The sequence below is a fragment of the Streptomyces albipurpureus genome (assembly GCF_023701525.1).
Classification (GTDB): Bacteria; Actinomycetota; Actinomycetes; order Streptomycetales; family Streptomycetaceae; genus Streptomyces; species Streptomyces albipurpureus.
Map to the genome: position 1 here is coordinate 132,542 of NZ_JAMQAW010000002.1, position 19,002 is coordinate 151,543.

The 19,002-nt window shown below is 70.1% G+C and carries 18 protein-coding genes; 9 read left to right on the top strand and 9 right to left on the bottom strand.

The annotated features are described in order from the left end of the window. Positions 1 to 1,380, bottom strand: a 1,380-nt coding sequence (locus NBG84_RS01795; RefSeq protein ID WP_250917416.1) for a S1 family peptidase, incomplete at its 3' end; no start/stop codon positions are given. 234 nt (positions 1,381 to 1,614) lie between these two features. Continuing rightward, the gene (locus NBG84_RS01800; protein WP_250917417.1) at positions 1,615 to 2,100 is read right to left on the bottom strand and encodes a hypothetical protein; all 486 of its coding nucleotides are present in this window, start codon (positions 2,098 to 2,100) and stop codon (positions 1,615 to 1,617) included. A 106-nt stretch (positions 2,101 to 2,206) separates the two neighbouring features. Between NBG84_RS01800 and NBG84_RS01805 the strand changes: the two genes are divergently transcribed. Next, on the top strand, positions 2,207 to 3,076 hold the full coding sequence (locus NBG84_RS01805; protein WP_250917418.1) for a polysaccharide deacetylase family protein: 870 nt from the start codon (positions 2,207 to 2,209) through the stop codon (positions 3,074 to 3,076). A gap of 96 nt (positions 3,077 to 3,172) precedes the next feature. After that, positions 3,173 to 4,075 (top strand): poly-gamma-glutamate hydrolase family protein, encoded by a 903-nt coding sequence (locus NBG84_RS01810; protein WP_250917419.1) that lies wholly within the window; start codon positions 3,173 to 3,175, stop codon positions 4,073 to 4,075. 152 nt (positions 4,076 to 4,227) lie between these two features. Here the strand turns inward: NBG84_RS01810 and NBG84_RS01815 are convergent, their stop codons facing one another. The 4 genes from NBG84_RS01815 to NBG84_RS01830 all read right to left on the bottom strand — a co-directional run bounded on the left by NBG84_RS01815 (position 4,228) and on the right by NBG84_RS01830 (position 7,011). Beyond that, positions 4,228 to 4,431 (bottom strand): hypothetical protein, encoded by a 204-nt coding sequence (locus tag NBG84_RS01815; RefSeq protein WP_250917420.1) that lies wholly within the window; start codon positions 4,429 to 4,431, stop codon positions 4,228 to 4,230. A 339-nt stretch (positions 4,432 to 4,770) separates the two neighbouring features. Then, on the bottom strand, positions 4,771 to 5,469 hold the full coding sequence (locus tag NBG84_RS01820) for an ABC transporter (RefSeq protein ID WP_250917421.1): 699 nt from the start codon (positions 5,467 to 5,469) through the stop codon (positions 4,771 to 4,773). After that, a complete protein-coding gene (locus NBG84_RS01825) occupies positions 5,466 to 6,338 on the bottom strand; it encodes an ATP-binding cassette domain-containing protein (RefSeq protein WP_250917720.1) in 873 nt (290 codons plus the stop codon). The genes NBG84_RS01820 and NBG84_RS01825 overlap by 4 nt, the downstream gene beginning before the upstream one ends. A 1-nt stretch (position 6,339) precedes the next feature. Then, the gene (locus NBG84_RS01830) at positions 6,340 to 7,011 is read right to left on the bottom strand and encodes an AIM24 family protein (RefSeq protein WP_250917422.1); all 672 of its coding nucleotides are present in this window, start codon (positions 7,009 to 7,011) and stop codon (positions 6,340 to 6,342) included. An 82-nt stretch (positions 7,012 to 7,093) separates the two neighbouring features. Here NBG84_RS01830 and NBG84_RS01835 point away from each other — a divergent pair, with 82 nt between their 5' ends. The 5 genes from NBG84_RS01835 to NBG84_RS01855 all read left to right on the top strand — a co-directional run bounded on the left by NBG84_RS01835 (position 7,094) and on the right by NBG84_RS01855 (position 12,912). Continuing rightward, positions 7,094 to 7,867 carry a peptidyl-tRNA hydrolase gene (locus tag NBG84_RS01835; protein WP_250917423.1) on the top strand — a complete coding sequence of 258 codons (774 nt, stop codon included), beginning with the start codon at positions 7,094 to 7,096 and terminating at the stop codon, positions 7,865 to 7,867. 130 nt (positions 7,868 to 7,997) lie between these two features. Further along, positions 7,998 to 8,777 (top strand): DUF4142 domain-containing protein, encoded by a 780-nt coding sequence (locus NBG84_RS01840; RefSeq protein ID WP_250917424.1) that lies wholly within the window; start codon positions 7,998 to 8,000, stop codon positions 8,775 to 8,777. Positions 8,778 to 8,927: 150 nt separating this feature from the next. After that, positions 8,928 to 10,247 carry an MbnB/TglH/ChrH family RiPP precursor modification enzyme gene (locus NBG84_RS01845; RefSeq protein WP_250917425.1) on the top strand — a complete coding sequence of 440 codons (1,320 nt, stop codon included), beginning with the start codon at positions 8,928 to 8,930 and terminating at the stop codon, positions 10,245 to 10,247. Positions 10,248 to 10,250: 3 nt separating this feature from the next. Beyond that, positions 10,251 to 11,108: a TIGR04222 domain-containing membrane protein gene (locus NBG84_RS01850; RefSeq protein WP_250917426.1), complete on the top strand. Its 858-nt coding sequence runs from the start codon at positions 10,251 to 10,253 to the stop codon at positions 11,106 to 11,108. A 202-nt stretch (positions 11,109 to 11,310) separates the two neighbouring features. Further along, entirely contained in the window at positions 11,311 to 12,912 is a 1,602-nt protein-coding gene (locus NBG84_RS01855; RefSeq protein ID WP_250917427.1) for an alpha/beta hydrolase, read from the top strand. 92 nt (positions 12,913 to 13,004) lie between these two features. Here the strand turns inward: NBG84_RS01855 and hemQ are convergent, their stop codons facing one another. After that, positions 13,005 to 13,718, bottom strand: a complete 714-nt coding sequence (gene hemQ / locus NBG84_RS01860; protein ID WP_250917428.1) for a hydrogen peroxide-dependent heme synthase — start codon at positions 13,716 to 13,718, stop codon at positions 13,005 to 13,007. A gap of 4 nt (positions 13,719 to 13,722) precedes the next feature. Continuing rightward, positions 13,723 to 15,180 carry a protoporphyrinogen oxidase gene (gene hemG, locus NBG84_RS01865; protein WP_250917429.1) on the bottom strand — a complete coding sequence of 486 codons (1,458 nt, stop codon included), beginning with the start codon at positions 15,178 to 15,180 and terminating at the stop codon, positions 13,723 to 13,725. 213 nt (positions 15,181 to 15,393) lie between these two features. Here hemG and NBG84_RS01870 point away from each other — a divergent pair, with 213 nt between their 5' ends. Further along, complete coding sequence (locus NBG84_RS01870; RefSeq protein WP_250917430.1) at positions 15,394 to 16,350, top strand: DUF4349 domain-containing protein; 957 nt, start codon at positions 15,394 to 15,396, stop codon at positions 16,348 to 16,350. 27 nt (positions 16,351 to 16,377) lie between these two features. Beyond that, positions 16,378 to 17,763 carry an FAD-dependent oxidoreductase gene (locus tag NBG84_RS01875; protein WP_250917431.1) on the top strand — a complete coding sequence of 462 codons (1,386 nt, stop codon included), beginning with the start codon at positions 16,378 to 16,380 and terminating at the stop codon, positions 17,761 to 17,763. 117 nt (positions 17,764 to 17,880) lie between these two features. Here NBG84_RS01875 and hemE read toward each other — a convergent pair whose 3' ends face one another. After that, on the bottom strand, positions 17,881 to 18,945 hold the full coding sequence (hemE, locus tag NBG84_RS01880; protein ID WP_250917432.1) for a uroporphyrinogen decarboxylase: 1,065 nt from the start codon (positions 18,943 to 18,945) through the stop codon (positions 17,881 to 17,883). Positions 18,946 to 19,002 lie beyond the last annotated feature (57 nt).

A 19,002-nucleotide genomic window follows, 5' to 3' on the forward strand; every position in this document is an offset into this window, starting at 1 on the left:
AACGGCCCCACCGTCAGCGCCCTCATCGGCACCACCGTCAGCGCCACCGTCGGCACCCTCAACGGCCCCACCGTCGGCACCCTCAACAGCGCCACCATCGGCACCACCGTCGGCACCCTCAACGGCCCCACCGTCAGCACCACCGTCGGCACCCTCAACAGCGCCACCGTCAGCACCACCATCGGCACCCTCAACGGCCCCACCGTCAGCGCCCTCATCAGCGCCACCGTCAGCACCGCCGGAGTCAGCGCCCGTACCCGCACCGTCGCCGATCTGAGCGCCGACCGCGGCCAGTGCCGCCGTCACCGGCTGAAAGAAGGTTTCTCCACCGCTGGTGCAGTTGCCACTACCGCCCGAGGTGAGGCCGATGGCTGCACCGCCACGAGTGAACAGCGAGCCACCGCTGTCCCCGGGTTCGGCACACACATTGGTCTGGATCAGACCGGTGACGGTACCTTCCGGATAGTTCACCGTGGCATCGAGACCGGTGACCTCTCCCTCTCTCAGACCGGTGGTGCTCCCCATCCGGGCCACACCCTGCCCCACCGTGGCATCCGCGGCGCTGGTGATCGCCAGGGTGTTTCCGTCGCCGACGTCAACACTGCTCGGAGCTTGGGCGGCCGGGTCGTCATAGGCCACCAACGCGAAGTCGCCGTCGCCGGGGAAGACCGTCTCGCGCACGGTGCCGATCGGAGCGCCGCCCTGGGTCTCGGACCAGCTGTTCGAGGCCGCGGTGCAGTGGCCGGCGGTCAGAAAGCCGGGGGCTCCGTCCTGGGTGGTCACATTGAAGCCGAGCGAGCAGCGCGCTCCACCGCCGAAGATGGCATCGCCTCCTTCGAGGAAGAGCTTGAACTCCCCCGCCGACTTCTTGATCCGGGCCACACCGGGGCCGAGATCCCTTACGGAGGCTTCCAGTCTGTCCCAGCGTTCGCCCTTGACCGTGCGGTCGGCCATCACCAGGACCTGGTTGGTCCGGGGATCCATGGCCCAGGAAGTGCCAGGGATCGTGGCCTCGCGCACCAGGGTGCGCCGGGCGTCCAGGAGGGTGCTCGCGCTGTTGCGCACATTGCGGACCACCGCTCCGGCCTGGGTGACCCGCTCCTTGGCCTTCGCGTCCTCACCTGCCACGTTGACGACGAGCTGCTGCGTTTCGGAGTCGTAGTACGCGCCGCCGTAGGCATCGCCGAGGGTGCCGTCGAGCTGCTGGAGGAGCTTGGCGGCAGCGGCCGCGCTCATGGTCTTGGGGGCGGCCGGGGTGCCGGCGTCGGGGCCCTTCTGGGAAGCGTATGCCTGGGGCAGGAGAATGGCCGCGGCCGTGATGCCAATGGCTGCCGCTCCCGCCAGAGCGACCTTCCGCTTGGGTATGCGCCTGTGACTCAACTCGCCGCCTCCTGTGGGGGTTACGGGGCCCGGTCCGGCTGTGCACCGGAGGGCCGTCCGCCACTTGATACGGATGAGTCGCGTGTTGTGCTCAATACGACGGCGACTGTCTCTCACCGAGAGTTCGTCACGGCGGTGTGCCCGGTTCGGTACCGAGTGGGGAGCGCCCGGGGAATCCGCGGCTGAGCTGGGCTGCGAGCGGTCTCCATCCACCTGCCGAACCGCCGAAATCCGTCAGTACGGTAGTTCGGTGCCACACCGTCCGCAGTAGCGCGCGCCGAGGTCGTCCGATGGGCGGTCACAGGAGGGGCAGATCCGACTGAGCAGACAGGCGGGCTCGCCGCCCTCGGCGGCGCCCGCACCCGCGCCACCTGGCGTCAGACCCGGTCGACGGCGGTGGGCGGTGACATAGACCAGCCCCCCATCGCCCGCGAGAAGCGCCCGCTCAGTCCCCTGGGGAAGCCAGGCCACACTGCCCGGCTCCAATGGCTCGCGCTGCCCGGCGGTCTCCACCTCACCGCTCCCGCTGAGCACACAGAGCAGCACATCGAGGTCCGGTTCGCTCTGCCCGCGCACCCGTTCGCCCGCGGCGAGCCGCACGATGTTCGCGTCCAGTTGCCGTGCCACCGCGTCCAGCCGCCATAGCTCGCCGCGGTCCGCCGGCGCGGCGCCCACCTCGGCCAGTCGGGCGAGGACTCCAAACGTGGGGGACTGCGCCATGTCGCTCCTTGGGGGAACTGAGGACGGACTCCAGCGTAGGGATCGTAACCTCGACACAGAAGCGACATATCGGCATATTTAAGCAGTGGTCATATATTTTCTTGCGGTGATCACTTCCATCCAGAGGCTTTTCGCCCTGAGCGCCCTGAGCGCCCTACTCGTTTCCTGTGGTGGTGAGCGGGAGGGCACCGGCAAGCCCTCACCCGGCGCGGAAGCCAGCTCGAAGGCCGGCAGGACCGGCGCCGCTGCCGCCGCTCCCCAGTTGACCCGGCCGCGCTCCGGTCTGACCCCGGTCTTTGAGCGCGCGGCCACCTCCCCCGGGGCCGCGAAGACGGTGGCGCTCACCTTCGACGCCGATATGACCGCCGATCAGGGAGAGCGGGCCACCCGTGGCGAGCGCTTCGACAACCCCGAGCTCATCAGCACACTGCGACGGCTGAAGGTCCCCTCCACGGTCTTTATGACCGGCCGCTGGGCCGAGCAGTATCCGAAGCAGGCCAAGGCCATCGGCACCGATCCGCTCTTCGAGATCGCCAACCACTCGTACAGTCACTACTCCTTCACCTCCCGCTGCTACGGGTTGCCCACCATCGCCGAGCGCGATATGCGGGCTGATGTGGAGCGGGCGTTCGATGCGTTTCGCAAGGCGGGTGCGCGCCAAGTGGTGCCGTACTTCCGCTTCCCGGGAGGCTGCTACAACAACGAGGCTCTGCGCGCCCTTGCCCCCGCGAAGGTGACGGCGATCCAGTGGGACGTCGTCAGCGGGGACGCCTTCGCGACGGACGCGGACGCGGTCGCCGAGCAGGTGCTGGCCGGGGTGCGGCCGGGTTCAGTGGTGGTGATGCACTGCACCCGCAGCGCCGCCCCCGTCACCGAGCAGGCGATCCGCACCATCGTGCCCGAGCTCAGGGAACGCGGCTACCGCATGGTCAAGGTCTCCGACCTCGTGCGGAAGGAGGAAGGAGGCAGTCGATGAAGTCCGTGAGACGCGGCGGCCGTTGAGGGCTCTCGCCGCCCCAGCCCGCGGGAGGCCCTCTGGTGGCAGGGCCGGACCATTGGAGATGATCATCCGATGAACTTCACCAGTCGGCGTACCGTCCTGACCTCCGTAGCCGCCGCGGCGGCCAGCCTGCCCCTCCTCAACGACCTCGCCGGGAACGGCAGCACCGCCGCGGCCGCCACAACTGACTTCCCCTCGAATTCCGCGCTCTACAGCAGCGGCCTCTACCAGGAAGGGGTCCACTGGACGCGCCGTTTCCGCAGCGGCACCCGGGCCGAACTCCTCGACAACGTGAGCGGCACCAGCAGCGCGGTCCGCAGTACGGCGGTCATCGCCCCCCACGGTGGCGGCATCGAGGCGGGCACCAGTGAGCTGTGCCTCGCGATCGCCGGATACACACTCGCCGGGTCCGGCACCACCCTCCCGGCCCCGGTGGCAGGGGTGCCGCAGCGGGACTACTGGATGTTCGAGGCACTGACCTCAGCCGCCGAACTGCATGTCACCTCGACCAAGTGTGACGACCCGGCCGCCCTGGCGATCTGCGACAACAATCTGTACGCCGTCTCCGTGCACGGTTACAGCCCGGCGACGGGTCCCACCCGGCAGATCCTCATCGGCGGCGCGGACCAGCGGCTGAAGCGAAACCTGAACGCGGCCTTCACGGCGAACGGCCTCACCACCGGGAACAGCAACCCCGACCTGGACGTCACGGTGACCGTGGCGGCTCCCAACACCCCGCTCAACGGGGACGACCCCGACAACATCGTCAACCGCACCCGCACCAGAGCCGGCGGACAGCTGGAGATATCCACCGAACTACGCAGGGCGATGTTCGGCAACTTCGACGGAGCGGCCAACCGCAGAACGACCGCCGGTGTGGGACCCGCCAACCAGGCCCACTTCTGGAACGGGTTCGTCAACGCCGTGCGCGAGGCCATCGACCGGCATGAACTCGGCCTCGATTCCCCGGCGTAGGGAGCGCCAGACACCCGATGCCCCTGCCTGGGGTCTGTCCGTCGGTCGCGGCAGCGGCCTGCCCGACCGGCTGGCCGGGACCGATCCTGCTCCGAGTGCGGGAGCTGATGTCGCACCCGGCCGGACCTGACTCGGTCAGTTCGACCGGCGAACTATCCGGAGCAGGCGGTTCGTTGGGCTTCCTGCCATGCGCAGACAGGGCAGAGCGTGCTGCCCTTGGTGGACTCCGGGTACTCGGTCGGTTCACGGCAGAGCACACACTCGGCGAAGGGCGGCCCCGCGGGCCGCACCCGCTCGGGTCGATCCGGCGTGGCGCAGTACGGCTCATCCTGGGCCCCGGAGGGGAGCTGGTCCATGGGATGAGCCTACTGCGAGCGCTGAACGCCGGCTTGGGCGCGGGCGTTGAGTGCCCTCAGCTCTCTCGGCGCTCCCCGCCGGGCTCTGGAGGGCACTCCCCCCTTTCCCGGTGAAGTGCCGAACAGTGCTGAGTACGGACGGACCAGACCATCGGCCCCACGTCAGCTCCCTGGTCCCGTCCGCCCTGGCTATCCGTCAATTACCGGCCAGTTCTCCATCAGGTTTCCGGCTGGATCGGTCCGGGTCCGGCTGAGCCCGTCCTGGTCCGGCTGAGCCCGTCTTGACCTGTCTCGGTCTGTCTCGGTCTGTCTCGGTCTGTCGGATTTTGCCAGAGTCCGTCAGTTCTCCGTCGCCACATCCGTGCCCCGCAGCGGACCCATCGCGCAGGCCGCCGCCCCCGCCACTCCCGCGAACAACAGCGCACCGGCGAAGGCGAGCAGGGGAAGCCGCGGGTCGCCGGTCCGGGAGCCGGTGACCAGTACGGTCACGGCGTACTTCGCGGGCGATCCCGTGGTCACGAGCGCCAGCAGCGACCCCAGCGCGGTGAGGGCGAGCGACCATCCCCGGGAGTACAGCAGCGGCCGGGTGCAGAGCGCCGCCACGGCCGCACCGGTCAGGGCGCAGACCGCCGCGGCGAGCAGCCCGGCGAAGACGGCCTCGGGTATGGGCACCACGGTGTGGTTGTCCGCGCCCATCGCCTTGCTCACGAGGACGACCACCGTGGTGCCGAGGCACCCCAGCACTCCGGCGCCCATGAGCGCGGTGAGCAGCGGGGCCAACTGGACGCGTTGGGGGCTGGTGGCGGCTGAGGTGATGTCGCGGGCCGAGGTGGGTTCTTGGGTGACACAGACCCGGACCAGCCAGGCGGTGACGGGAAGGAGCGCGGCGGCGGAGTAGCCGAGCGCGTCGAGCACGGGGCGGCCCGGCTGGATGCCCACGGCGAGGATGATCCCGTACAGGAGGAACGGCGGCAGCCAGCGCTGGGAGCGCGCCAGTAGGGCGGTTTGATAGCCGAGCAGCGCGAAGAGCGCCTTCATCGTTGGCTCACCTTCGTGGCCTCGCGATGTTCGACCTGACGGATGTGCCAGGGCGGCCTTGCTCCGAGCAGGGCTCTGAGCAGCGAGTCTGAGTAGGGGGCGGTGACGGTCAGCAGGATGTCGCCGTCCGGGCGTATCTCGTGCTCGGGGGTGCCGGGCAGGCCATCGGGTGGGAGGGCACCGGGCGGGCCCGTGACGATGATCTGTACCCGCGGTCCCGATCCGGCCCCGCTCAGTCGTGGGGCGTTGGGTGCGGCGGGCTCGGCGGGTATGAGCGTGCCGCCGCTCACCGAGTGGACCGAGTCGGCCGCGTCCGCCAGCCGGAGCGGATCATGGTCGACGTAGACCGCCGTGGCGCCGGCGGCGACGCGCTCGGCGACCGCGCGGTCGAGTTCGGCACGGGCTGCCGCGTCGAGTCCCGTCCAGGCTTCGTCCAGGACGAGGAGTTCGGGCTCGGCCAGGAGCGCCTGGGCGACGGCGACCTTCTGGCTGGTGCCCTTGGAGAGCTCGGCGAGGGGGGTGAGGGAGTGTTCGCCGGCCCCGAAGCGCTCCAGCCACTCGTCGGCGCGGGCGCCTGCCGTACGACGGTCGAGGCCGTGGATGCGCCCGATGTGCCGGAGGTAGCCGACGGCGGTGAAGGGCAGTACGCCGGGGAAGCGTTCGGGGACGTACGCCGTGCGGGGTCGGCCGTCTATCCGGCCCTCGCTGGGTGCGTCGATGCCGGCGATCAGCCGGAGCAGGGTGGATTTGCCGGTGCCGTTGGTCCCGGAGATCCGGACCAGGGTGTGTGCGGGGAGTTCCAGATCCACTCCACGCAACACCCAGGGACCGCGCAGGCCATAGCGGCGGCCGACCGACTGGAGTTTCAGTTCAGGCCGCCTTCTGCGGGACCAGCTCGCTGGGCCTGACGATGACGAAGCCCTCGCCCTGGAGCATCAGCTGAACCGCTTCGCCGGAGCCGCCGCGGACCATCGAGCCGAAGGACTGGGAGCGGTTCAGTGAGGTGGTGAGGTGGGCGCTCCAGCCGACGACCGCGTCGGTGTCGACGTAGACCGGCTGGTGGGCGGAGACCGGGATCACGATGGGGTTGCCCTCACAGATGATGGCGAGCTTGCCCTGACCGGTGAACACGCTGTTGAAGAGTCCACCGCCGGCCGAGCCGACGCCCTTCACGGTCTTGATCTCGTAGGAGAGGGAGGCGTCGAAACACAGGACGTTGCGGCCGTTGATGGTGAGGGCGTCACCCGGCTCGATGTCGACGATGAAGCAGTTGGCCGCTTCATGGGCGAACCAGGCTTCGCCCTGACCGCGTACGGCCATCAACGGCAGCCCCTCACCGGTGACCGCTCGCTTCAACATGCCGCCTATGCCCTGGCTCTTCCGCTCGAACTGGAGATTGCCGCGGAAGGCGATCATCGAGCCTTGGCGGGCGTGCATCTCACCGTTGACGGCGTACTTGATGGACTTGGCGTTCTGCTGGGTCATTCCGGGAACGGTGGCCTGCTGAGCCATGTTCTCAGAGGCGAAGAGGTCGCTTTTCATGGTGTGCATCCTCACCCGGAGTCCGCGATTCCGCCAAGGCGTTCCGCTGGCTGCCTCCCGTGTTACTGGCACACTGACGGGTGTGAGCAGCGAGAACGCACAACCTGACAGTCCCGGGAGTTCCCCGGATTCGGAGGTACCTCCGAGCCCCGAGCACCCCACGGCAAGCCTCTTCCGGCAGCAGAGCACCGATCGCGATGAGGCCCCGCAGTTCGTTCTGCCGCTGGTGGTGCGGATCGAGAAGACCGCTCCCCCGCCGCGGACGGACGCGCTGGAGACCGCGGCCCGTGCCGTGCTCACCATCCTCGCCGACGAGCGGTCGCTGGGGGACGGGGAGTGGGCCCGGGCCATCCGGGACTGGCAGGACGCCCGGATCCGCAAGGTGGTGCGGCGGGCGCGGGGAGCGGAGTGGCGCAAGGCATCGGCGCTGCCTGGGGTCACCGTGCTCGGCCAGGAGGCACAGGTGCGGGTCTTTCCGCCCGTACCGCTGGACGGCTGGCCGAGGGAACTGGCCAAACTCCAGGTGTCCGGCACGGATCTGGACGACCCCGAGCCGCCCGGCACGCCGGGTGCCGAGGTACCGGTGCTGTGGCTGAGCCCGAGCTTGGAGATGTCGGCGGGCAAGGCGATGGCGCAGGCCGGGCATGGTGCGCAGCTGGCGTGGTGGGAGCTGGCGGAGGCGGACCGGAAGACGTGGGCGGACGCGGGCTTTCCGCTGGCCGTGCGGGTGGCCGACGTAGGGCGATGGGAGCGGCTGGTGTCCAGTGGCTTGCCGATGGTCCGGGACGCCGGCTTCACCGAGATCGAAGCGGGTTCACAGACGGTGGTCGCCGACCATCCCGCCCTGCGCGGTTGATCACCCCGTACTCGCACAACTGAACGCCCGAAGAGTACGTTACGTACCTCTCAGGACTGCCAAGACGATTGAGCTTGGGCACAGTTGACGATTGGTTGGCCTGTGGCACTTCTGCTCGGGAGGCACTTTGTTGCGGCGTATCAACGGGACGGCTCTGATCATCGCGGCGCTGGTCGCCACCGTGGGGGCGCTGGCCTTCCCGGTGTGGTCGTACGCGGACCGCTCCGGGACCGGTCAGGACAACCTCAACGCCTCGTCCGTGGCAACGCAGTGGGGACCGCTGTCGGCCACGGACCGTGACTTCCTGGTGAAGGTCCGGCTCGCCGGTCTGTGGGAGCTGCCCGCCGGCCAGCAGGCGATCGAACGTGCCCCGACGAAGGCCATCAAGGACACGGGTGATCATCTCGTCGTCGGCCACGCCGATCTCGATCGGCGGGCGCGCGATGTGGCGGCCAAGCTCGGGGTGCAGCTGCCCAACCAGCCCACCGACCAGCAGCAGGCCTGGCTACGGGAGCTGTCGGCGGCGAGCGGCCGGGAGTACGAGTACAAGTTCGCCAACCTGCTGCGCGCGGCACATGGCAAGGTCTTCTCGCTGGTGGCCCAGGTCCGGCACACCACCCGCAACACCCTGATACGTCAGCTGGCGAGCGACGCCAACCAGACGGTGCTGGACCACATCACCATGTTGGAGGCGACCGGGATGGTCGACTTCGACGCGCTGGCCAATGAGGCCGCGGGTGGTGCGACCGCGAGCCCGACCGGCCCGCCGCCGCCCGACGGCAGTGCGCCGGAGGTCCCGCAGCCGGTGGAACCGAACGGGAGCCAGACCCTGACCTCGCAGCCGTCCGTCCAGCCAGGGCCGCCCAGCGGGATCAACACCAGTCGGCCGGAGCCCGCGCTCAGTCCGTGACCTTTCCCTACCTACCGGCCGGGAACCTCAAGCCAACCTCTGAACGTCTCCCTGATGGGATTTAACTCGCTCTTACAGGGCCATGACCCCTGCACGTGCCAGGGGTGCACCGGCGCGCGGGGGGTCAGGGACACAGGGCAGGGGGCGCGGATGGAACTCGGCATAGGGATCGGCTGGCGGCCGGAGATAGCGGAGACGGTGGAGGGCCTGCCGGAGCTCGGTTGGGTCGAGGTCGTGGCGGAGAACGTCTGTCTCGGCCATCTACCCGAGTCGCTCTCCCGGCTGCGCTCACGGGGTGTGACGGTGGTTCCGCACGGGGTGTCCCTGGGGCTCGGTGGCGCGGACCGGCCGTCCGAGCAGAAGCTGAAGGACCTCGCCGAGCGGGCCATGGCACTGGGGTCGCCACTGGTGACCGAGCACATCGCCTTCGTACGGGCCGGTGGTGCGCTGACCGCCTCCCCCCAGTTGGAGGCCGGCCATCTGCTGCCGGTCCCGCGGACCTGGGACGCGCTGAAGGTGCTGTGCGAGAACGTCCGTATCGCCCAGGACTCGCTGCCGGTCCCGCTGGCCCTGGAGAACATCGCGGCACTGATCTCCTGGCCGGGCGAGGAGCTGACGGAGGGGCAGTTCCTGGCCGAGTTGGTCGAGCGCACGGGCGTCGGGCTGCTGATCGATGTGGCGAACCTCCACACCAACCATGTGAACCAGGGCGAGGACCCGGCCAAGGCGCTCGATGAGCTGCCGGTGGAGGCCATCCGGTACGTGCATGTGGCGGGCGGGGTCGAGCGGGACGGCGTATGGCACGACAGCCACGCCCACCCGGTCACCGAGCCGGTGCTGGACGTGCTGCGCGAGCTCTGCTCCCGGGTCAGTCCACCGGGGGTACTCCTGGAGCGGGACGACGACTTCCCCGCGTCGGATGAGTCGCACTCCGCCCTCGCCGGCGAGTTGGACGCGATCAGACAGGTGGTACGGGGTGACGGCGGGCCCGCCCCTTCGGTGGCGAGCCCCGAGCCGGGCGGCCGGTCCGCGCGGTCGGCAGCGCAACCGGCCCTCGACCAGTCGGCCCGGGAACGCATCGGGATCGCCCAGGCCGCGCTGCTGTCCTCCCTGGTCGCCGGTGGTCCGGCTCCCGAGGGCTTCGACCACCAGCGGCTGCGGGTGCAGCGGCGGGCGCTCGCCGCCAAACGGGCCTCCGTCATCGCCCGGATAGCGCCCGAACTGCCCGAGATCCTCGGGGACGACTACCGGCCGGCCTTCCTCGCCTACGCCAGGGGCCGTCCCATGGGTTCCGGCTACCGTCGCGACGCGCTCTCCTTCGTCGAGCACCTCCTCATCGCCGGTCGACCGACCGACGAGCGATCCCGTCGGCAACTCACCCGTTGGTGGGAGGATCGCGTGGCAACTCGTCCACCCCGGCGCGCCACCCGACTGGCTCGGGCGGCGCGGGATCGACTCATACGGAGGTAGTCCATGGGCATAGCGGCCGTACTGATCTGGATCTCGATCGGAGTCTCCTCCACCGCCCTGATGGTGAAGGTGATCCGCGCCCGGCGCGGGGGACCGGCCAAGGGCGTGGCCGAGGAGATCCGCGACGCGTATGAGGCGGCCCTGCTCGGCGGCGGTACCTCACGGGTCGTGGACACCGCTCTCACCGTCATGCACGTGGACGGACGGCTGAAGCTCGGCGGCCCCGGCATCGTGAACGTGGCGAACGCCGTCGCCCACGATCCGGTGGAGCGCGCGGTGCTCACCCATCTGGAGAGCTCCGACGACGCCCGCCTGAACACGCTGCGCTACACCGTGATGCGCAAGCCCGCCGTCCAGGGCATCGCCAGCGGTCTGATGGACCGCGGGCTGATGATGACCTACCAGCGGATCGGTACGGGGCCAAAGACCTGGGGCCATGTGCAGGCGGCGCTGTGCGGGTTGGTGATTCCCACCGCCATCGGCCTCACCATCCTCAGCTACACCAAGGACTGGCCGCGCCCGGAGCAGCCCTTCGTCCTGCTGGTGCTGCCCGCGCTGGTCTGGGGCATGGTGACCGGACAGCTGATGGCCAACCGGGTGAGTCGCCGGGTCACCACAGCCGGGACGCGGGCGCTGCGCGCCTATCGGAAGCAGCCGGCCAGTTCGGTGGTTCCGGCGCGGCGGGTCGCGGTGCAGGGCGCCAGCGGGGCGCCCCAGCCCGTTCTCCAGACGCTGCTGGCCGCCGCGGTGGTGGCGCCCGTCGCCATCGCCGCCACCAGCTCCGCGGGAGGGGACGGCGGCGGAGACGGAGGAGGAGACGGCGGAGGCTGCGGAGGGTGCGGCGGCTGCGGTTGCGGCTGAGCCGTGCACGCACCCCGGGGGAACGCCACGGGGAACGGGCGCTCAACGGCGGGCGAGGGGAGCGCGCCGAGGACCGGACGGCGCATCGGAGTCATTGGCCGCGACACCATCCGGTGGTGCTTTACATGCCCTGACGCGCCACGAAAGATCCCTTGACCGCCGCCCGTGCGAGAGCGGAGCGGCGGGCGACGAAGGGAACTTGATGAGAGCAGTGGCGAAGTACGGGGTCCTCACCGGCCTCGGCTCCCTGGTCATCAGCACGCTGGCCATCGCCCCCGCAGGAGGAACCACCACCGCGCTGGCCGAGTCCCGGGGCACCGCGATCGCGGCCGCCGACGCCGCCGCCGCGGGTATCCCCTTCGGTGTCTGCCCCAAAGTCGAACGGCTCCCCGCATCGGTGAGCTGCGGCACGGTCAAGGTCCCCCTGGACTACGCACAGCCGTCGGGTCAGCAGATCACCCTGACGGTGAGCCGGGTACGGGCGAGCGGCGAACCCGCCGACTACCAGGGGGCGTTCGTCTACAACCCCGGCGGGCCCGGCGCGTCCAGCATGTACTTCCCCCTGGCCGGACAGCTCTCGGAGTGGAAGCGGATCGCCGGCGCCTATGACCTGGTGGGCTATGCGCCCCGGGGAGTGGGGCGTTCAGCGCCGCTGTCCTGCCAGGAGCCGGCGGACCACCTCAAGGGCCCCACCCTGGCCCCCACCCATCCCTCGCCCTCGTACAAGCAGGAGCGCGTCGCCGAGGCGAAGGCGTACGCCCGCGGCTGTGCCCGCAAGAACGGCAGCGCGCTCCAGCACTACACCTCGCTCAACAACGCCCGCGACCTCGATGTGTTGCGAGCCGCGCTCGGCGAGGAGAAGCTCACCTTCATGGGCGCCTCCTACGGCACCTACTTCGGTGCGCTGTACGCGACGCTCTTTCCCTCCCACGTCCGCCGCATGGTCTTCGACTCCGCGGTGAACCCGGCGCGGAACAAGATCTGGTACCGCAACAACCTGGACCAGAACGTCGCCTTCGAACGGCGCTGGGCCGACTTCCGCGGCTGGGTGGCCAGACACGACCGCACCTACGGCCTGGGGGCCACCCCCGAGGCGGTGGCGCGGAGCTATGAGAAGGCGAGTGCCCAACTGGCGTTGAAGCCCGCGGGCGGCAAGGTCGGGCCGGGGCAGCTCCAAGGGGCGTTCCTGGGCGCCGGCTACTACGACGACTACTGGGTGCCGCGGGCGACCGCGCTGTCGGAGTATCTGCGGGGCAATGAGAAGCCGCTGATCGCCCAGGCATCGCCGAGGCCCGAGACGGCGGTGGATGCCGAGAACGCGACCGCGGTCTATCTGGCCGTCGAGTGCAATGACGCCCCCTGGCCGACGGACTGGGCGGTCTGGGACCGGGACAACAGCGAGTCGGCCCAGAGGGCGCCCTTCGAGACCTGGGACAACGCCTTTATGAATCTGCCGTGTGCCTTCTGGGAGGGACCCCGGCAGCAACCGCTGGAGGTGGGCACCAAGCGGGGGGCTCTGCCGCCCGTGCTGATCCTGGCCGCGGAGCGGGACGCGGCCACTCCGTACGAGGGTGCGAAGGAGCTGGCGCGCAGACTGAGGGGCGCGGTGCTCATCACCGAGGAGGACGCCGGGACCCATGGCATCGGCGGGGGCGGCAATGACTGCGTCAACGCCTATCTGGAGGACTATCTGCTGCGTGGGCAGACGCCGGTGCGGCGCGCGTCGTGCGCGCCGCACCCGGAGCCGGATCCGGTGTCGCTGGAGCGGCGCGCGGAGCAGCCAAGACTGCCGAACGCCCTCTGATCTTCCGGATCGGGGAGGTCGGGGCCGCTGGTGTGCGGTCCCGGCCTTCGTCATCTCCCGGGGTGGTGGTCCCGGGTGCGGGCCATGGCCCGTCAGGCGAGCGAGGCCACCAGTTCGGAGACCTCCTTGCGGCGACCCGTGTAGAACGGGACCTCTTCGCGGACGTGCATCCGGGCCTCGGAGGCACGCAGATGACGCATCACATCGACGATGCGGTGCAGCTCATCCGCCTCGAAGGCAAGAATCCACTCATAGTCCCCGAGCGAGAACGAGGCGACCGTGTTGGCCCGCACGTCCGGGTAGCCACGGGCCATCTTGCCGTGGTCGGAGAGCATCCGTCGACGGTCCTCGTCGGGCAGCAGGTACCAGTCGTACGAGCGCACGAAGGGGTAGACGCTGACGTAGTCACGGGGAGTCTCGTCGGCGAGGAACGCCGGAATGTGCGACTTGTTGAACTCGGCGGGGCGGTGCAGCGCCATGTTCGACCAGACCGGCTCCAGCGCCCGGCCGAGGCGGGTGCGGCGGAAGAGGTTGTAGGCACCCTGAAGCTCGTCCGAGGTCTCGGCGTGCCACCAGATCATGACATCGGCGTCGGCGCGCAGCCCGGAGAGGTCATAGGTGCCGCGCACCGTGATGTCCTTGGCGGCGAGCTGGTCGAACAGCTCCTGGACCTCGTCGGCGTAGCCGGAGCGGTCTTCGGGCAGCACATCGCGCAGCTTGAAGACGGACCACAGCGTGTAGCGGATGACCTGGTTGAGGTCCTTGGCCTTCTTGCCGGCGTTCGGGATCTTTTCTGGTGCGCTCATGGGGCTATTGTCCCGTGCCTTGGCGGGTGCCCTGCGTCAGGGTGTGCGTGGCGAGAATCTCCTCCGCGGCGCGCTGTCCGCCGGCGATGCAGGCGGGGATGCCGACACCGTCGTACGCGGCTCCGCAGACCACCAGTCCTGGGAGCTTGGCGATCTCCTGATGGATGCGGGCGATCCGGGACAGATGCCCCACCGGGTACTGGGGCAGGCCGCTGTTCCAGCGGGTGACCACTGCGGCCACCGGGTTCGCGGTGACGCCCGTTGCCTGCTGGAGGTCATGGCGGGCCACGGCGGTGAGATGGGCGTCGTCGTGCTCCAACGGCTCCTCCTCGCCATGGCGGCCGATGGAGGCGCGCAGGACGAAGAGGTCGGGTGAACGGTCGCTGACCCACTGCCACTTCTGGCTGGAGAAGGTGGACGCCTTGATGGTGCGGCCGTCCACGGGGGGCACCAGGAAGCCGCTGCCGGCGGGGAGTCCGATCAGCTCGGAGCGCCGGAACGCAAGGGTCACCAGGGCCATCGACGCGTACTCGATCCGCCCGAGCTCCGTCGCCGCCGCCGGGGATTCGGGGGCCAGGAGCGCACCGGCCGGTCCGGCGGGGACGGCGAGGACGACGGCGTCGGCGGTGATGGCCCGGTCGGCGGTGCGGATCTCCCAGCCGCCCGGGCGGCGGCTGAGCGCGTGTACGGGGGTGTTGCGGAGGATCTCGCACCCGCCCGCGCGCACGGCGTCGGCGACCGCACCGGGCAGGGTGCCGACACCGCCCTCGATGCCGAGGAAGACCGGCCCGCCCGGTTGTTGTTTCTGCGCCCGGCGCTGTACCTCCTGGACCGCGCCGAGCAGGGTGCCCTGCTCCTTGGCCGCGGCGAAGAGTTGGGGGACGGCCGCCCGCATGGAGATGCGGTAGGCGTTCCCCGCGTACACCCCGCCCAGGAGGGGTTCCACCAGGCGATCGACGACCTCATGGCCGAGGCGTTCGGCGGTGAAGGCGCCGATGGCCACATCGTCACCCAGCTCGGCCGGGGGCAGCTCGCGCTCCTGGGCGATCCGGGCGACGCCCGCGGGTGAGAGCAGCCCGGCGAGCGCCTCGGGGGTGCCGGGGACCCCCATCACATGGCCCTTGGGCATGGGGCGCAGGGTGTCCCGGGTCCAGAGGGAGGCGGTGGCGGTGGCGGGCGGCTGAAGCCGGTCGCCGAGCCCCACCGCACGGGCCAGGGCGATCGCCTCGGGCCGGCGGGCGAGCAGGGACTCGGCCCCCAGGTCGACCGGGGCGCCGGCGATCTCACCGGTGAGCAGCTTGCCGCCGAGCCGGTCGGTGGATTCGACGAGGGTCACGTCGACTCCCGCGCCGATCAACCGATGGGCGGCGGCCAGGCCGGTGATCCCGCCGCCGACGACGACCACGTGTCCGAGGTCCGTACGCGCCCCGGTGCCGGTGTCCGCATGCTGGGAAGACTGCATGGCTCCACTCTCTCAGACTCACCTTGAGTGGTCCTAAGTGACCGGACGAGACCGATCCAGGCCGATCCAGGGTGAGATCGATCGAGCTTTTTCGTGAAGAACCGATTTGAGTCCGGACCGTGATCGGTTCGCGATCGAGGACCGGAAACCGAACGCGGACCACCTCCGTCGAAGAGGCAATATCCCAGGAACGGGATCGATATGGGGGGCTATATGCGTACTGGACGTGTGTTCACCGTGCTGCTGCTGACCGCCTCGCTCGCGGTGGCGGGGTGCGGCGCGAGCGACGACGGTGACAGCAAGTCCGCTGCTAGTTCCGCGGAGAAGGCCGATATGCCAAGGGGCGCCGGAGCTGCTGACAGCGCTGTTTCGGAACCAGGGGCGAGCAAGACGGAAGCGGCGGTCAAGCTCGCGCCGTCGCACATCATTCGCACCGCCGAGCTCCAGGTGCGGGTCAAGGACTCCGCCAAGGCGCTGGTCGCCGCCCGGAGGACGGCTGAGCGGGCCGGCGGCCATGTGGCCGAGGAATCGACCGAGCGCGTCGGCGAGCGCCAGTTGGACTCCCGGGTGGTGCTGCGGGTGCCGCAGGAGAAGTACGACCAGGTGCTGACCACGTTGGCCGGCTCAGGAGAGCTGCTGTCCCGCACCTCGAACGCCACGGATGTGACCGACCAGGTCGTTGATGTGGACAGTCGCATCGCCACCCAGCGAGCCAGCGTGACCCGGGTGCGGGTACTGATGGACAAGGCCGACAAGCTCGCCGATGTGGTCACCCTGGAGGGCCAGCTCAGCACCCGGCAGGCGGAGCTGGAGTCGTTGCTCGCCCGGCAGGCTTCCCTGAAGGACCGCACGACGCTGGCGACGATCGAGCTCTCCCTGTCCGAGACCGCGACCGCCAAGGACGACGAGGAGGGCGACCCCGGATTCCTGGACGCGCTGGAGGGTGGCTGGGACGCCCTGGTGACCTCGCTGCGCTGGACCGTGGTGGTGCTGGGCGCGGTGGCGCCGTTCCTGGCCCTGCTGGGACTGCTGTACGCGCTGTGGCGGTGGGCCGTCCGCCCCCGACTGCGGCAACGCGCGATCGCCGCGGAACCGACGCCCGCGCCCCTGCCTGCGTACGCGCCGGGGGGAGCCGCACCGACCGGGGAAAAGGGACCTGACGAGAGCTGACCAGGCGCTCCCCCGTAGCGTGTGACCATGGCGAAACCCAGAACGGTCGAACGACTGGTGGTCATCGGAGGCGATGCCGCGGGCATGTCCGCGGCATCGCAGGCACGCAGGCTCAAGGGCCCGGACGAGTTGGAGATCGTCGCGTTTGAACGCGGCCACTTCAGCTCGTTCTCGGCGTGTGGGATCCCGTACTGGGTCGGCGGCCAGGTGCGTGAGCGCGCCGAGCTGATCGCCCGTACCCCGGACGAGCACCGAGAGCGCGCCATCGATCTGCGGATGCGCACCGAGGTCATCGAGATCGACCCGACGGGCGGGCGGGTGCGCTCCCGCGACCTGGAGAGCGGCACGGAGGCGTGGACGGGGTACGACAAGCTCGTCATCGCCACCGGCGCCCGCCCCGTCCGCCCACCGCTGCCGGGCATCAACGCCCCCGGTGTACACGGGGTGCAGACCCTGGACGACGGACAGGCGCTGCTGGACACCCTGGCGGGCACCGATGGGCGCCGCGCGGTGGTGATCGGAGCCGGCTACATCGGGGTGGAGATGGCCGAGGCCCTGTTGAACCGGGGCTTTGAGGTGACCGTGCTCAACCGGGGTGAGCAGCCGATGGCGACGCTCGACCCGGACATGGGGTGGCTGGTCCACCAGGCCATGGACGGTCTGGGCATCACCACCGTGAACCGCGCCGAGGTGACCGAGATCCGTACCGGCACGGACGGCCGGGCGCGGGCGGTCGCCACCCGAGACGGCTTGTACCCGGCGGATGTGGTGATCCTGGGGATGGGCGTGGAGCCGGAGACGACGCTGGCCCGGGCGGCCGGGCTGCCACTGGGCGAGTACGGCGGTCTGCTCACGGACCTGTCCATGCGGGTGCGCGGCCACGACGACATCTGGGCGGGCGGGGACTGCGTCGAGGTGCTCGACCTGGTCTCGGGCCGGGAGCGCCATGTGCCGCTGGGCACCCACGCCAACAAGCACGGTCAGATCATCGGCTCGAATGTGGGTGGGGGTTACGGCACCTTCCCCGGTGTGGTGGGAACGGCGGTCAGCAAGGTCTGCGAGCTGGAGATCGCCCGGACCGGCCTGCGCGAGCGGGAGGCGGCGGCGGTCGGCCTCCAGTACGTCACGGCGAAGATCGAGTCCACCAGTCGGGCCGGCTACTACCCGAAAGCGGCGCTGATGACGGTGAAGATGATCGCCGAACGCCGTACGGGCCGACTTCTGGGCGTACAGATCGTCGGTCGGGAAGGCGCGGCCAAGCGCGTGGACATCGCGGCGGTGGCACTGACAGCGGGCATGACCGCGGAGCAGATGACGGCCCTGGATCTGGGATACGCGCCGCCGTTCTCCCCGGTGTGGGACCCGGTGCTGGTGGCCGCCCGAAAGGTGGCCGCGGCGGTACGGGCGAGCTGAGACGCCCGTCGCCGACGGGAGCCGGCGCCACGGCAGCGGCACACCGCGGGCCGTTGTGGAACCGCCCGGCCTTCGCGGCGGCCGGGCGGACTCAACGACCGTACGACAGCGAGCGGTTCAGCGAACCGTCTGCTCGTGGACGGACGCCACCAGACGCGTCAGCGCGTCCGGGTCGGTCGTCGGCAGCACCCCATGGCCCAGGTTGAAGATATGGCCCTCAAGTCCGGCCGCCGCGTCGAGCACCTCGCGGGTCTTGGCCTCCACCGCCTCCGGGGTGGAGAACAGCACCGCGGGGTCGAGATTGCCCTGGAGCGCCTTGCCGGGACCGACCCGACGGGCGGCTTCGTCCAGCGGAACACGCCAGTCGACACCGACCACATCAGCGCCCGCCTCGCCCATCAGGCCCAGCAGTTCGCCCGTCCCGACACCGAAGTGGATACGGGGCACCCCGTAGGAGGCGACGGAGTCAAAGACCTTGGTCGAAGCGGGCATCACCGAGCGTCGGTAGTCCGCCGGGGCGAGCGCGCCGACCCAGGAGTCAAAGAGCTGGACCGCGCTTGCCCCGGCCTCGATCTGCACCTTCAGGAACATCGAGGTGATCTCGGCGAGGCGGTCCAACAGGTCGGCCCACAGCTGCGGGTCCCCGTACATCAGGGCCTTGGTGTGCTCGTGGTTGCGCGAGGGGCCGCCCTCCACGAGATAGCTCGCGAGGGTGAAGGGAGCGCCCGCGAACCCGATGAGCGGGGTCGTACCGAGCTCGGCGGTCAACAGACCGATCGCCTCGGTCACGTACCAGACGTCCTCGGGGGTGAGGTCCCTGAGCCGGGCGAGGTCGGCGCGGGTGCGGATCGGCTCGGCGACCACCGGTCCGACACCGGGCTTGATGTCGAGGTCCAGACCGATCGCCTTGAGCGGGACCACGATGTCGCTGAAGTAGATCGCGGCGTCCACGTGGTGCCGACGCACCGGCTGGAGCGTGATCTCGGTGACCAACTCGGGGCGCATACACGATTCCAGCATCGCCGTGCCCTCGCGCACCTTCAGGTACTCGGGCAGGGAACGGCCGGCCTGCCGCATAAACCAGACCGGGGTGTGCGGGACGGGCTCCCGCCTACACGCCTTGAGGAAGGCGGATTCGTACGGCTTCGGCTGCTGGCCCGTGGGGCGGTCATTGACGCTCACGCCCCAAATCTTCGCACGCCGGGTGGAAGTGGCTGCGCCGCCCCGGGTGTCCTTCCC